Annotated in this window: 16 protein-coding genes and 1 riboswitch; of the genes, 5 read left to right on the forward strand and 11 right to left on the reverse strand. The window is 73.0% G+C overall.

The window, feature by feature from the left end; all coding sequences use genetic code 11:
• Positions 1 to 23 precede the first annotated feature (23 nt).
• Positions 24 to 803, forward strand: a complete 780-nt coding sequence (locus ACIBO8_RS05865) for an isoprenyl transferase (protein WP_396113980.1) — start codon at positions 24 to 26, stop codon at positions 801 to 803.
• Positions 800 to 1,363, forward strand: a complete 564-nt coding sequence (locus tag ACIBO8_RS05870) for a histidine phosphatase family protein (RefSeq protein ID WP_396113981.1) — start codon at positions 800 to 802, stop codon at positions 1,361 to 1,363. The genes ACIBO8_RS05865 and ACIBO8_RS05870 overlap by 4 nt, the downstream gene beginning before the upstream one ends.
• Before the next feature lie 5 nt (positions 1,364 to 1,368).
• Here the strand turns inward: ACIBO8_RS05870 and ACIBO8_RS05875 are convergent, their stop codons facing one another.
• Both ACIBO8_RS05875 and ACIBO8_RS05880 read right to left on the reverse strand, forming a co-directional pair.
• Positions 1,369 to 2,112 carry an HAD family hydrolase gene (locus ACIBO8_RS05875; RefSeq protein WP_396113982.1) on the reverse strand — a complete coding sequence of 248 codons (744 nt, stop codon included), beginning with the start codon at positions 2,110 to 2,112 and terminating at the stop codon, positions 1,369 to 1,371.
• Positions 2,109 to 2,405, reverse strand: a complete 297-nt coding sequence (locus ACIBO8_RS05880) for an MTH1187 family thiamine-binding protein (protein WP_396113983.1) — start codon at positions 2,403 to 2,405, stop codon at positions 2,109 to 2,111. The genes ACIBO8_RS05875 and ACIBO8_RS05880 overlap by 4 nt, the downstream gene beginning before the upstream one ends.
• Positions 2,406 to 2,468: 63 nt before the next feature.
• Here ACIBO8_RS05880 and ACIBO8_RS05885 point away from each other — a divergent pair, with 63 nt between their 5' ends.
• On the forward strand, positions 2,469 to 4,874 hold the full coding sequence (locus tag ACIBO8_RS05885; protein ID WP_396113984.1) for a TIR domain-containing protein: 2,406 nt from the start codon (positions 2,469 to 2,471) through the stop codon (positions 4,872 to 4,874).
• On the opposite strand, the gene ACIBO8_RS05890 is transcribed toward ACIBO8_RS05885, so the two are convergent.
• The 3 genes from ACIBO8_RS05890 to ACIBO8_RS05900 are packed head-to-tail and all read right to left on the reverse strand — an operon-like array spanning position 4,855 to position 7,644.
• Positions 4,855 to 5,658 (reverse strand): energy-coupling factor transporter transmembrane component T family protein, encoded by an 804-nt coding sequence (locus ACIBO8_RS05890; protein ID WP_396113985.1) that lies wholly within the window; start codon positions 5,656 to 5,658, stop codon positions 4,855 to 4,857. The two genes, ACIBO8_RS05885 and ACIBO8_RS05890, sit on opposite strands and share 20 nt — an antisense overlap.
• Entirely contained in the window at positions 5,655 to 7,058 is a 1,404-nt protein-coding gene (locus tag ACIBO8_RS05895) for an ABC transporter ATP-binding protein (protein WP_396113986.1), read from the reverse strand. Before ACIBO8_RS05895 ends, ACIBO8_RS05890 begins: the two co-directional genes overlap by 4 nt.
• A 1-nt stretch (position 7,059) precedes the next feature.
• Positions 7,060 to 7,644 (reverse strand): ECF transporter S component, encoded by a 585-nt coding sequence (locus ACIBO8_RS05900; RefSeq protein ID WP_396113987.1) that lies wholly within the window; start codon positions 7,642 to 7,644, stop codon positions 7,060 to 7,062.
• A gap of 68 nt (positions 7,645 to 7,712) precedes the next feature.
• Positions 7,713 to 7,817, reverse strand: a riboswitch (TPP riboswitch).
• Between the two features lie 142 nt (positions 7,818 to 7,959).
• Here ACIBO8_RS05900 and ACIBO8_RS05905 point away from each other — a divergent pair.
• Both ACIBO8_RS05905 and ACIBO8_RS05910 read left to right on the forward strand, forming a co-directional pair.
• Positions 7,960 to 8,775, forward strand: a complete 816-nt coding sequence (locus tag ACIBO8_RS05905; RefSeq protein ID WP_396113988.1) for an alpha/beta fold hydrolase — start codon at positions 7,960 to 7,962, stop codon at positions 8,773 to 8,775.
• Between the two features lie 53 nt (positions 8,776 to 8,828).
• A complete protein-coding gene (locus tag ACIBO8_RS05910) occupies positions 8,829 to 9,374 on the forward strand; it encodes a DUF6328 family protein (RefSeq protein ID WP_396113989.1) in 546 nt (181 codons plus the stop codon).
• On the opposite strand, the gene ACIBO8_RS05915 is transcribed toward ACIBO8_RS05910, so the two are convergent.
• From ACIBO8_RS05915 to ACIBO8_RS05940, 6 genes are all read right to left on the reverse strand, one after another.
• Positions 9,352 to 9,957, reverse strand: a complete 606-nt coding sequence (locus ACIBO8_RS05915; RefSeq protein WP_396114730.1) for a hypothetical protein — start codon at positions 9,955 to 9,957, stop codon at positions 9,352 to 9,354. The two genes, ACIBO8_RS05910 and ACIBO8_RS05915, sit on opposite strands and share 23 nt — an antisense overlap.
• 30 nt (positions 9,958 to 9,987) lie before the next feature.
• The gene (locus ACIBO8_RS05920) at positions 9,988 to 10,395 is read right to left on the reverse strand and encodes a Fur family transcriptional regulator (protein ID WP_396113990.1); all 408 of its coding nucleotides are present in this window, start codon (positions 10,393 to 10,395) and stop codon (positions 9,988 to 9,990) included.
• Complete coding sequence (locus tag ACIBO8_RS05925; RefSeq protein WP_396113991.1) at positions 10,392 to 10,709, reverse strand: ArsR/SmtB family transcription factor; 318 nt, start codon at positions 10,707 to 10,709, stop codon at positions 10,392 to 10,394. Before ACIBO8_RS05925 ends, ACIBO8_RS05920 begins: the two co-directional genes overlap by 4 nt.
• A 70-nt stretch (positions 10,710 to 10,779) precedes the next feature.
• Positions 10,780 to 11,664, reverse strand: a complete 885-nt coding sequence (locus tag ACIBO8_RS05930; RefSeq protein WP_396113992.1) for a metal ABC transporter permease — start codon at positions 11,662 to 11,664, stop codon at positions 10,780 to 10,782.
• On the reverse strand, positions 11,665 to 12,444 hold the full coding sequence (locus tag ACIBO8_RS05935; protein ID WP_396113993.1) for a metal ABC transporter ATP-binding protein: 780 nt from the start codon (positions 12,442 to 12,444) through the stop codon (positions 11,665 to 11,667).
• Positions 12,441 to 13,370, reverse strand: a complete 930-nt coding sequence (locus tag ACIBO8_RS05940; protein WP_396113994.1) for a metal ABC transporter substrate-binding protein — start codon at positions 13,368 to 13,370, stop codon at positions 12,441 to 12,443. Before ACIBO8_RS05940 ends, ACIBO8_RS05935 begins: the two co-directional genes overlap by 4 nt.
• Positions 13,371 to 13,375 lie beyond the last annotated feature (5 nt).

Consider the following 13,375-nt stretch of genomic DNA (forward strand, 5'->3'; position numbering starts at 1 on the left):
ACCGATCGACGGGAGATCTCCCAGTGACACGTCCGCCCACCCCGCACATCTCCGGCGCCCGGCCGCCGGCGTTGCCGAAGGAGGCGATCCCGAAGCACGTGGCGCTCGTGATGGACGGCAACGGCCGCTGGGCCAAGGAGCGCGGGCTGTCCCGCACCAAGGGGCACGAGCAGGGGGAGTTCTCGCTCTTCGACACCATCGAGGGCGCGATCGAGCTCGGCATCCCGTACCTCTCGGCATACGCGTTCTCCACGGAGAACTGGAAGCGGTCGCCCGAGGAGGTCCGCTTCCTGATGGGCTTCAACCGCGACGTGATCCGCCGCCGCCGCGACCAGCTGGTCGACCTCGGGGTGCGCGTGGTCTGGTCGGGCCGGGCCGGGCGGCTGTGGAAGAGCGTCATCTCCGAGCTGCAGACGGCCGAGGAGATGTCGCGCGGCAACAAGACCCTGACCCTGCAGTTCTGCGTCAACTACGGCGGCCAGGCCGAGATCGCCGACGCCGCGGCGGCCATCGCCCGTGATGTGGCGGCCGGCAAGCTGCGGCCGGACAAGGTCAACGAGAAGACCGTCCAGAAGTACCTCTACCACCCCGAGGTGCCCGAGGTGGACATGTTCCTGCGCCCGTCCGGCGAGCAGCGCACGTCCAACTATCTGCTGTGGCAGTCGGCCTACGCCGAGCTGGTCTTCCTCGACACGCTCTGGCCCGACTTCGACCGCCGCCACCTCTGGTACGCGTGCGAGCTCTACGCCCAGCGCGACCGCCGTTTCGGAGGTGCGATCCCCAACCCTGTCGCCCCGCAGTGACGGCCCGCTACGTCTACCTCGCGCGGCACGGCGACGCCGTCGAGGGGGCGGGGCTGACCGACGCGGGCCGTGAACAGGCCGAGCTGCTGGCCGGGCGCCTGGCGGGCGTACCGCTGGCGTCCGTCACCCACAGCCCGCTCCAGCGCGCCGTCGAGACCGCCGCCGTTCTCGGCCATCCGGGCGTGCCGTCCGAGGTTGTGGGCGACTACGTCCCGTACGCCCCGGATCCGCTCCCGCCCACACTGCAGGGCTGGACCGCGGAGGAGCTCGCGGAGGGTCCGCGCCTGGCCGCCGAGGCGCTGGCCCGGTTCGCCCGGCCGGCCGACACCGAGACGCACGAGCTGATCGTCACGCACGCCTTTCTGGTCGCGTGGTTCGTCCGGGACGCGCTGGGCGCCCCGCCCGAACGCTGGCTCGGCCTCCACGCGGCCAACTGCGCGCTGACGGTGATCCGCTACACCCATGAGCGGCCGCCGGCCCTGGTGCTCTTCAACGACATGGTCCACCTGCCGCCGGAGCTGCGCTGGACGGGCTTCCCGCCGCACCTGCGCCCGGCGTAGCCCGCTCAGGTCGGGCGCCGCCGCGCTCGCGGTGAGGGCTGAGTAGCTGACGATCGGTGAGAGCTGGGCACCTCGTCAGACATGATGGCGGCCAGGGCGGCCTCTTCATCGGACAGGTCCGCCAGGACGACGTGAGCCCCCGCGAGCGCCAGCTCCGCCATGGTCGTCCCGCCGGTCGCCACCCCGACGGCCAGTGCGTCGTTGGCCAGAGCCGCCGTCACGTCGTGGGCCGTGTCGCCGATGACGACGGGCCGGAACGTCTCGCCGTACTTCGCCTCGGCGCGCTGCAGGCATCGGCGCACCAGGGTCGCCCGTACGCTGTCGTCGGTGCCGTAACCGCCGATCTCCGCATCGAACGCCCCGGCCAGGCCGAAGGCCGCGATCTTGGCGGCCGCGACCTGCGGCACGTTGCCGGTGACCAGGGTCTGCACGACGTCCTCGCGGGTGCCCAGCTGGTCGAGCACCGCCCGGACGCCCGGCAGCAGCGCGCCCTGCTCGGCGAAGAGATGCCGCGACGCGTGCACCTGCTCGACGTAGCGTGCGAAGAACCGTTCGGGCGTGCAGTCGGTGACCCCGTGCGCCGCGAAGACCTCGGCGCAGATGTCCAGGTCCGTACGACCCCCGAAGCTCGGCGTGGCCCGCCAAGCCAGCCCGGTGACCTCGGTGAACGCGGCCTTCCAGGCGCTCGCGGCGACACCGCCACCCCGCAGCAGGGTGTAGTCGATGTCCCACATGACCAGCCGTCTCACCCTTCGGCCAGCCGCCGCTCGACGTGCTCCACCTTCGCGTCCAGCGCGCCCGTCACGCCGGGGCGTACATCGGCCTTCAGGGTCACGCTGACCCGCGGCGCCTGCGCCGCGACCACGTCCACGGCCTGCTTGACGACGGCCATGACCTCGTCCCATTCGCCTTCGACGGTGGTGAACATGGCATCGGTACGGTTCGGCAGGCCCGAGGCCCGCACCACCCGGACGGCCTCGGCGACGAGATCGCCGACGGACTCGGAGACGCCGAGGGGCGTGACGGAGAAGGCAACCAGCATGGCGCCCATGGTGGCACGGCCGGTGTCGTTGACAGTCCCGACGGTCGGCTGTTTCGCTGCCGTATGGGCTTCCGTGCTCCGTCGGCCGACGACGCCTACCGTTACGTGTTCCGCATCGGCGACGTGGACGAACTGACGGACCGTTTCAACTGGACCATCCTGGTCCTCAACGACAGCTCGCCGGTCTGCCGCGAGTTCCTCGGCGGGTACGCGGTCGACCTGTGTGTGCGCACGGCCGACCGGGTGCGGTTCGTGTTCTTCTCGGATCTGCCGGACGGGCAGTTCGCCGGGCTGGCCCACCAGGCGTACCTCGACACCTCGCGGGGCGGGCCGGGTCTGCTGGGCCGTGTCCTCCGGCGGCTGGCCGCGCCGGTCCGCCTGGACTTCGAGCGCGACGGCTGGCGGGATCTGCGACCGCCGGCCCTGGTCCCGTTCGACGGGCTCGACGACATCGCGCGCCGGGTCGGCGCCGAAGCCGACGCGTCGGCCGCCATCCCGGGTTCCCGGCTGGCGCTCCAGTTCGCGCAGCGGCTGGGCGTCGGGCGGCATGTGCCCGGCCTGCTGCTCTTCGCCGACGTGGGGGCGCCCGACGTGCACGTACTGCCCTTCGGCGACCGGAGCGCCGCGGACGTGTACGCCCGGGTCCGCTCCTGGATCGACGGCTACTACGAGCTCAACCGCGATGTGATCGAGCGCTGGCGGTCGACCGAGGACGAGATCTGGGAGCTCGCCGGCCAGGCGGATGCCTCGCTGCGGTCCGTACGGGACTGGCGGCATGAACGCCTGTCCGACGTCCGCGCCCTGGATCAGATCACCGGGCTGCTGCGAGCCCTGCCGTCGCGGGGCGCAGCCGAGGTCGTGGCCATGGCCTCGGCGAGCGACGTGCCCTGGCGACTGCGGGGACGCCTCCAGACGGCCGTACGGCGGTTCGCGGCGTTCGACGCTCAGGACCGGGCCGCCGCGTCGCTGGAGGCGCTGACCGGGAAGCTGGCCGGCCGCGAGGATCCCGACGGCATCCGTAAGGTGATCCGGCGTCTCGAACGGCAGTCGCCGGCCCCGCTCGGCCGGGACACCGCAGAGCTGTTGCGGGAGGCGGTCGCCGCGCTCCCGGAGCCGCCCGGCGATGTCTCGCCGCGGGTCGAGCTGGCCGGCTGGTGGCGCCGGTCGGCGATGCGCCTCGTGTCGAAGGCCTGGTTCCGGCGCTCGCAGGTCGCCGCCGACTATGCGGCCTTCCGCGCGGCGCTCGGACCGCTGTCCGTCGCGGGGGATCCTGCCGTGACCGCCGGCCGGGTGCTGGCCGGTCTGCCGCCCGGCGCCGCCGGCCTCGCCGACGACCTGGTGCGGCGGCTGGGTGAGCTGCGGCGTACCGCGCCGGCCTGGGTGGCCGACCTGACGTTCGCGGAGATCCTGCCGCCGGGCGCCACCAGCGACCAGGACTCGTTCGACGCGTTCGTGGCCGCGACGCCCCGGCTGCGGGAACGGGTCGAGGCCGAGGAGGCGGCCTACCGTCGGGATCGCCGCCAGGGCGCCGCGGAGTATGCGCGCCGGACGACCGAGTATCGGGACCTCGTCTGCGAGGCGCTGCGCGGCGAGCTGCGGCGGTTGTCCACGGCGAACGATCGCCGTGCCGCCGTTGCGGCGCTGGAGACGACCCTTGAGGCCGTACGCACGGAGTTCGAGAACCGGCTCGCGCAGCTCGACGCCATGCCGCGCTTCGCCGACCTGTCCGCGATCCCGCGGCTCACCGCCGCCCTGGACGAGTACGACGCCGCTGTGCAGCAGATCGTGTACCCGTACCGATCGGACCCGGACGTCATTGCGGTGCGGACGCGGATGAGCCTGCCCGAGGCCGCGGACATGGCGCCACCCTGGCCCCGGAAACCGGTGGCGGACGCGGCGAGACGGAGACTCCGGGCGGCCACCGACGAGGACCGTGCCGCCCACGAGGAGTGGCCACGTGCCCGGGAGGAGGTGCGCGCCCTGCGGCACCGGCTGCCACCACCGGTGCGGGAGCCGGCGCCGGAGGTGGCCGACGCGCTGCTGCCGAAGATCGCGGCGAACCGGTTCGACGTCTTCATGGTGCACGACTCGGCCGACAAGGCCCTTGTCCTCGAGGTGTGCGCGCAGCTGCGCCGGCGCGGGATCTACCCGTGGGTCGACGCCGAGCAGATCCAGCCGGGCTCGCCGTACCACGACGTGATCCAGTCGGCGATCCGCCAGGTGGGCGCCGCGGCCGTCTTCATAGGCGCCCGGGGGCTGGGACGCTGGGGGCGCCGGGAGATGGCCCCGTTCCTCGAGAACGGGATGCCGGTGATCCCCGTCCTGCTGCCCGGGGTCAAGGAGGTGCCCGAGGACCTCGTCTTCCTGCGCGGCCACCACCGCGTCGAGTTCACGGCCAGCGTCCGCGAGGAAGCGGGGCTGGACCGGCTCGTGTGGGGCATCACCGGCGTCAGCCCAGGATCGGGGTGAAGAATCCGGTGAGGATGCTGGTCGTCAGCGCCGCCGCGGAGAGCAGGGCCGCGCCCGCCAGCAGGGCCGTGTCCGCCGCTCCGAAGCGCTGGCGCCGTGCGTACGTGCGGGGTACGCCCGAGTCGAAGCCCCGCGCGTCCATCGCCGTCGCCAGCCGGCCGCCCCGGCGCAGCGCGCCTACCAGCAGGGCGAACGTCGTCGACCCGAAGAGCCGGAGCTTCGCCAGGGGGTTGCGTCCGGCGTCGATGCCGCGGGCCCGGCGGGCCAGGGCGAGCATCTGCCATTCCTCGGTGAGCAGCGGGATCAGGCGGAAGGCCGCCAGCGCGCCGATCGCGAACCGCGCCGGTGCCTTGGCGTTCTGCACCAGCGCGTCGGCCAGGTCGGTCGGGTCGGTGGTGGCGAAGACGACGATGCCGGGCAGCGCCACGGCGAAGATGCGGAGCACCAGGCCGAGCGCGGCCGACACGACGCCCGTGGTGATCGCGAACGGGCCGAGCGACACGAGCAGGGAGCCGGTGCGGTCGGCGGCGAACAGCACCATCGTGACCAGGATGCCGCCCGCGGCGAGGGTGAGCGGCCAGGCCCGCCGGGCGAGCACGCGGTAGCGGACGCCGAAGAACGGCAGCAGCGCCAGTTCCACCGCGAGGCCGAGGGCGGGCGTCAGGGGGTCGAGGGTGGCGATCAGCGGCAGCGAGAACAGCAGCGCCGCTCCCAGCTTCGCCACCGGGTTGCGCCGGGCCAGCGGGGCCGCCGGGTCGGCGACCGGCTCGAGGGCGAGGGTCATCGCCGCACCGGCGCCAGCTCGTGGACGCGCCCGGCGACGGCGGCCACGAAGGCGTCGTCGTGGGTTACCGCCACGATGCCGTGCCCCTCGTCGCGCAGCCGCGCCAGCAGGGCCACCAGGTCGATCCAGGTGCCGCGGTCCTGGCCGAAGGTCGGCTCGTCGAGGACGAGCAGGCGGGGCGCGGTGGCCAGGGCCGTCGCCACGCTGAGGCGGCGGGCCTCACCACCGGAGAGCGTGTACGGGTTGGCGCCGGCCAGAGCCGTCAGCCGCAGCCGGCCCAGCAGATCGTCCACGATGGCCCGGATCTCGGCGGCGGGGCGGCCCAGGCGGCGCGGGCCCAGGGCGAGTTCGTCGGCGACGCGGGAGGTGACGAACTGGTGTTCCGGGTTCTGGAAGACGGAACCGATCCGTTGCGTCAGTTTCGCCGCGCGCCAGCGGTGCGGGGGCCGGGGGTCATCGAACGCGGTCACCCGGCCCGACGTCGGGGTGAGCAGCCCGCCCAGCACGAGGGCCAGGGTCGACTTGCCGGCGCCGTTCGGGCCGGTTACCGCGAGCGCCTCGCCCGCCCGTGCTTCGAGGTCCACGCGGGGCAGGCGATGGCGCACGGCGACCGCTTCCGCGCGTACCAGGGAATCCGCCGGAGCCGCGACGGCCGGATGGCGGGGCAGCGGGAAGCCCGGCACCCAGACCCCCTGCCCGGCCAGCGACGGACCGTGACCGGCGAAGACGACCTCGGGGGCGCCGTCGGCGGCGATGCCGCCGCCCGGCGCGAGCACCACCACCCGGTCCACCAGGGGCAGGGCCTGCTCCACCCGGTGCTCGACGAGGACGAGGGTGGTGTCGCGGTCGTGGGCCCGGGCGATCGCCTCCCGCACCAGGTCGCCGCCCGCGGGGTCCAGGTTGGCGGTCGGCTCGTCGAGCAGCAGCAGGCCGGGGCGCAGGGCCAGGACGCCGGCCAGGGCCAGGCGTTGCTGCTCGCCGCCGGAGAGGGCATCGGTCCGGCGGGTGATCGGGTACGGGAACCCGACGCGGTCGAGGGCGTCGCTGACCCGGGGCCAGATCTCGGCCGCCGGTACGCCCCGGTTCTCGAGGCCGAACGCGACGTCGTCGCCGCTGCGGGCCATCACCAGCTGGGTCTGCGGGTCCTGGAACAGCAGGCCCACTCCCTCGCGGCTCTTGCGCGGATCCAGCCCGTCGATCTCGGCCGTGCCCTCGGACTCGCCGGAGTCCTCGGGCAGCAGGCCGGCGAGCGCGGCGAGCAGGGTGCTCTTGCCCGCCCCGGAGGGCCCGAGCAGGAGCACCCGCTCGCCGTGCCGGATGTGCAGGTCGACGCCGCGGATCGCCCACGACCGGCGCCCCGCGTGGCGCCAGCCGAAGTCCCGCAGGACGACCTCCGCCACGTCAGACCAGCGCCCGGTCCCGGCCGGCCGCGAACCGGTCGAGGACGCCCGTCGGGGCCAGCGCCCGGGTCAGTGCCCAGCTGCCCGCACCCGCGACGATCGTGCTGCTGACGATCGTGAGCAGCGCGTACGGGATCCGGTAGTCCCACAGGTCGTAGGCGGCGTTCCAGGCGAAGAAGTCGAACAGGGCGGCGCTGAGGCCGGTGAGGGCCCCTGCGAGCAGGGCGGCCGGCAGCTTCCACGAGCGGTAGAGCAACAGCGCGAAGGCCAGCTCGGCGCCCAGGCCCTGGACCAGGCCCTGCGGGATGACCATGGCGCCCCACTGCGCGCCGAGCAGGGCGGAGATGATCGCGGCGACGGTCTCGGTGTAGAGCGAGGCGCCCGGCTTGCGGATGATCAACCCGGCGAGCACGGCGGGCATCAGCCAGACGCCGTACAGCAGGGTCTGTGCGGGCGGGAAGAAGCTGAACGCGCTTTCCGTGGCGCCCCAGAGGATGTTCCAGGCCCAGAAGACGACGCCGAACGCCACGGCGATGGTCGAGGCGATCACGATGTCGATCGTGCGCCAGCGGTACGTGCTTTTCATATGTATCCCTCCCAGAGGCACCGGGAGGAGACGCACGCCACGCACCGAGGCAAGCCCGGACGTGGCGCGGCTGGAGAAGACCGAGCTCCCTGCGCTGGCATTACCCAGATCAGGTTCGAGGGTCTGCGGCTTCCACCGCACTCTCAGCGCTGTGCGCTCCCCTGTCGGTGAAGTTTGTTCGCGACCTACCGTGACCCTCGGATCGCGGAGGCGATGCACTGCATCTCCACCGTCGCGAACAAATTTCATTACATGGTGTGTGTTTCGATGACGCTAACACCGGACGGGTGTATGGAACAGCTGGGGAGGCATCACATGGAGGTCAAGGCGCGTGGGCTCACCTTCGACGTGGTCGCTGGCGGGCCGCAGGACGGCGCCCCGGTGCTCCTGCTGCACGGCTTCCCGCAGGACCATCGCGAGTTCGACCTGATCCTGCCGCGGCTGCACGCGGCGGGGCTGCGGACGTACGCGATGGATCAGCGCGGCTACTCGCCGGGGGCGCGCCCGGCCCCGGTCGCCGATTACCGGCTGGCCGAGGCGGAGGCCGACGCGGTCGCCGTCCTGGACGCGCTCGGCGTGGACCGGGCGCACGTCGTCGGCCACGACTGGGGTGCCCAGGTGGCGTGGCTGCTCGCCGCCCGCCACCCGGATCGCGTCCGTACGCTCACCGCGATCTCCGTCCCGCACCCGCGCGCCCTGGCCGTGGCGCTGAACAACCAGCCGACCCAGAAACTGCGGTTCGCGTACATGGGGATCTTCCGGGCGCCCTTCGCCGAGCGGCTGCTGCTCGCCCGCGACGGCGCGGTCCTGCGGCAGATGATGCGCGCGATCGGACCCCGCGCCGCCCTCTACGCCCGGGCGATGGCCGAGCCGGGGCGGCTCACCGGGGCCCTGAACTGGTACCGGGCGCTGTCCCGCGGCCAGCTCGCGGACGTCGGCAAGATCACCGTGCCCACGACGTACGTCTGGAGCGACGGCGACCCGGTCGTCGGCAAGCCGGCCGCGCTGGCGACGGAGAGCTGGATCGCGGCCGACTACCGCCTGGTCACCTTGCGCGGCATCGGCCACTGGGTGCCGGAGGAGGCGCCGCAGGCGCTGGCCGACGTCACCCTGGCGCGCATCGGCGTTTGACGCTCCGCCGTTACGGGAATGCGGCGCGCAGGTGACGGGGAGGAGACCACCGGATGGCCGCCGAGAAGCGCCGGATGAAGAACGAGACGGAGAAACAGCGCTGGGACCGCAACTTCGCGGACCTGCTGCAGGAGCTCCGCGTCGCGCAGACCGGCGTGCAGATCCTGTTCGCCTTCCTGCTCACCCTGCCCTTCAGCAACGGTTTCCCGAAGGTGACGCCGTTCCAGAAGGACACGTACCTCGTCGCTCTCATCTCCGCGGCCTTCGCCACCGCGATGATCATTTCGCCGGTGGCGTTCCACCGCGCCCTGTTCCGCCAGGGCCGCAAGCCGGAGCTCGTCCGCTACGCGCACCGGATGGCGACGGGCGGCCTCGCCTTCATGCTGATCTCCATGGTGAGCAGCGTCCTGCTGATCACCGACTACCTGCTGACCTTCTGGGTGGCGGTGGTCCTGACCGTGGTGACCGGCGCGTACTTCGTGACGTTCTGGGCCGCCATCCCGTTCGCCCGGCGCAACTGGCTGGACGAGGACGCCGAGGAGGAGGACGAGGACTTCGCCGACGAGGCGGCCGAGCCTAACGTGCCTTCGCGGGCCTGAGACCCAGGTCCCTGAGCTCCAGCGCGGCGAGCGCGTCGACCGCGGCCGCGTCGCCGTTGCGCCACGACTGCGCGATGTCCGGCCCCAGCTTCGTCAACTGGTCCAGGGGGCGGGACGCCAGCGCCCGCAATGCGAGCAGGTCGCGGCCGGCCGGCTCGTCGCGTACCCGGGCCGCGACCCCGGCGCGGCGCATCCAGCGCAGCCGCAGCGGCAGCCACAGGAAGAGCACCAGTGCCAGCGGCACCGCGGCGATCAGCAGCGCCAGCGTCAGCGCCAGATCGCCGACGATCTCCTGCTGCTGCCGGCCCGCCTCGGCGAGATTGTTCGCCGCGCCGGCCGCGCTGGAGAACGGCGACGTGAGCTCGTCGCCCACCAGCGGCACCCGGCCGACCCGGCCGCCGATGTCCTGAAGGTTCCCGGCGATGCCGGTGCCGGCCGCCTCGAGCTTCTGCCCCGGCACGCCCAGCTTCTGGACCGTGTCGTGCACCCACATCCCGGCCCTGATCCAGGCGTAGACCCAGATCACCACGAGGATGTCGGTGAGCAGCTGGCGTACGGCAGTGGGCAGCCGGTCGGCGTACATCTTCACGCGCGACAGGATCCCACGCTGCGGTCAGGCGCGCTTGGCTGCGCACTCCGGGCACGTACCGAAGATCTCCATGGTGTGCGAGACGTCGATGAAGCCGTGCTTGCCGGCGACGCGCTCCGCCCACGTCTCCACCGCGGGACCCTCCACCTCGACCGTACGCCCGCAGGACCGGCAGACGAGATGGTGGTGATGACCCTGGCTGCACCGGCGGTAGAGGTGTTCCCCGCCGGGCGGCCGCATCACGTCGATCTCGCCCGCGTCGGCCAGGCCCTGCAGCGTGCGGTAGACCGTGGTCAGACCGACCCGCTCGCCGCGTTCCCGCAGGATGGCGTGCAGGTCCTGGGCGCTGTGGAAGCCCTCGCAGTCGGCGAGGAGGTCGCGGACCGCCGTACGCTGCCGGGTGTTGCGGACGATCGTTCCTTCGTCGGTCATGAAACCTCCCTCGAGTGGCTGACGGCGTCGGCGACGATGTGGGCGACGTGTTCGTCCACGAGTGAGTATGCGATCTCGCGTCCACTGCGAGCGCCCCGGACCACCCCGGCGCCGCGCAGCACCCGCAGATGCTGGGAGACCAGCGGCTGGGGCGCGCCCAGCTTCTCGACCAGCTCGTGCACGCAGCGCTCGCCGCCGCCCAGCTCCGCGACGATCGCCACGCGGATCGGCGCGGAGAGGGCCCGCAGCAGCTCGGCCGCCCCCTCGTACGCCTCATAACCGGCCGTCTGCCCCGGCACGGCATCCGCACTCAATGCCAGCCTCCGCTCCGCGGATCGGCGCTCATCCACCGTCGTGGTCCCGGTCGTAGCCTCACCGCTGCGCTCAAGACGTGACCTCCTCCAGCACGACGTCCGGGGGCTCCGCGCGGTCGCCGGGTCGCTCGGCGCCGATGCGTCCGCGCAGTGTCCGCCAGACGGAGGCACCGACGGCCAGGCCCAGGAACGCGGCGATCGCCAGGATGACGATGGTCGCGCCGGGTGCGGTGCCGGCCTCCCCGGCCACCCACACCCCGGCCGCCGCGGCGGTGATCCCGATGCCCATCGCCGTCGCCATCGTGCCCCGGAAACCGCGCGTGACCTGCTGAGCCGCGGCCACGGGAACCACCATCAGCGCGCTGACGAGCAACAGGCCGACGGTGCGCATGGCGATCGTGACGGTCACGGCCGTGGTCGCGGCCATCAGGAGGTTGAGGGTACGCACGGGAAGCCCGGAGACCTTCGCGTACTCCTCGTCGTTGCAGACGGCGAACAGGGCCGGCCGCAGCCCCAGCATCGCGGCGAGCACGGCGACGCCGAGGATGGCGATGACCGTCAGGTCCTGCCGGGACGTGGTGATCAGCGAGCCGAACAGGAACTGCATGAGGTTGGCGTTCCCGCTGTCCTTCGACAGGCCGACGAGCACCACACCGCCCGCGATGCCGCCGTAGAAGAGCAGGGCAAGGGCCAGATCGCCGGAGGTACGCCCACGCTCGCGCACCAGCTCCACGGCGATGGCACCGAGCACCGACACCACGACCGCGGTGATGACGGGGGAGCGGTGCAGCAGCAGCCCCACGCCGACGCCGGTCAGCGCGACGTGACCGATGCCGTCGCCGATCAGCGACAGCCGGCGCTGCACGAGATAGATGCCGAGCGCCGGGGCGGCCAGCCCGATCACCAGCGCGCCGACGAGCGCCCGGAGCATGAAGTCGTGCTGAAAGAGGTCCATCTAATTCGCCGGCATCCGATCCGTGGGGGCGACGCAGATGCCGGGTGGTTCCGGCTGTGCGTGCGGGTGGACGTGGTCGTGTCCCGGTTCGGCGTGGTGGCCGGCCGGCTCGGGGACCGCTCCCTCGTACGCGATCCGCCCGTCGTGCACGACGACGGCCTTGTCGATGAGCGGCTCCAGCGGGCCGAGCTCGTGTGCCACCAGCAGGATCGTGCCGCCGTCCGCGCCGAAGCGGCTCAGGGCGGCCGCGAACGCGTCCTGGCTCGCCGCGTCGACACCGGCGGTCGGCTCGTCGAGCACCAGCAGGTCCGGGCGTCCGGCCAGGGCGCGGGCGATGAGCGTGCGCTGCTGCTGTCCGCCGGAGAGGGTGGCGACCGGGTCGGCGATCCGGTCGAGCAGCCCGACGTCCTCCAGCGCGGCGCGGACCGCGGCCCGGTCGGCGGCGCCCGGCGGCCGGAAGATGCCGCGGCGGGCGAGCCGCCCCGAGGCCACCACCTCGCCGACGGTGGCCGGCACGCCGCTGCCCGCGCCCATCCGCTGCGGGACGTAGCCGATCCGGGCCCATTGGCGGAAGCGGCGCTGCGGCGTACCGAAGAGGTCGATCTCGCCGGATGCCAGCGGGACCAGGCCGAGGACCGTGCGGACCAGGGTCGACTTGCCGGAGCCGTTGGCACCGAGGATCGCGACGACCTGCCCGGTGCCGACCTCGAGCGTGACGTCGCGCAGGACTGTGCGGCCGCTGTACGCGACGGCGGCGTGGCGAACTGCGACGGCGGTCACGCGGCACACTCCAGGGCGGTGGTGAGGGCGGTCAGGTTGGCGCGCATGACCGAGAAGTAGTCGGCGCCGGGCTCGCTCACGCCTTCGAGCGGGTCCAGTACGGCTGTCCGGGCGCCGACCTCGCGGGCGATCGTGTCGGCGACCTTGGGGCTGACCAGCGTCTCGAAGAAGATCGTGGTGGTGCCGGTGGCGCGGGCCTGCTCCGCGACGTGCACGAGGCGTTGCGGCGAGGGCTCCGCCTCGGGGGAGACGCCGGTGATGCCGATCTCGGTGAGGCCGTACCGGTCGGCGAGGTAGCGGAAGGCGGCGTGGCTCGTGACGATCTCGTGCAGCCGGCAGCTCGTCAGCTGCGTCGCGTACTCGTCGTTGAGCTTGTCCAGCTCGGCGTGCAGCGTCCGGGCCCGCTCCGCGTACGCGCTCGCGTGCGCGGGATCGACCTCAGCGAGCCGCCCGGCGAGCCGGTCCGCGATGGCCGAGTAGCGCACCGGGTCGAGCCAGACGTGCGGGTCGGTGCCGCCGGCGGCCTCGGCGTGCTCGTCCTCGCCGGGCTCGTGCTCGTGCTCCTCGGCGGCCAGCAGGCCGACCGCCGTGCCGGCGTCGAACGCCCGGTCCTTCGCCTCCATGTCGACGGCCTTGTCGACCTCGGGCTGAAACCCCCGGAGGTAGACGACCAGCCCGGCGTCGTCGATGCGGGCGACCTGGCGGGGGCTGAGCTCCACGTCGTGCGGCTCCGCGCCGGGCTTGGTCAGCTGGCTGACCCGGACCGCGTCGCCGCCGATCCGCTCGGCCAGGTACTGCAGGGGGTAGAAGGCGGTCACCACGTCGACCCGGCTGTCGCTGGAGCCGCTCGCCTTCGCGGCGCAGGCGCTCGCCGCCCCGACCACGAGGGCGGCGGCGGCAAGGGCGAGGACGCGGCGGATCGGCATAGCAC

Origin of the sequence: Actinoplanes sp. NPDC049681, from assembly GCF_044465265.1 — a bacterium.
In the GTDB taxonomy this organism is placed as follows: Bacteria; Actinomycetota; Actinomycetes; order Mycobacteriales; family Micromonosporaceae; genus Actinoplanes.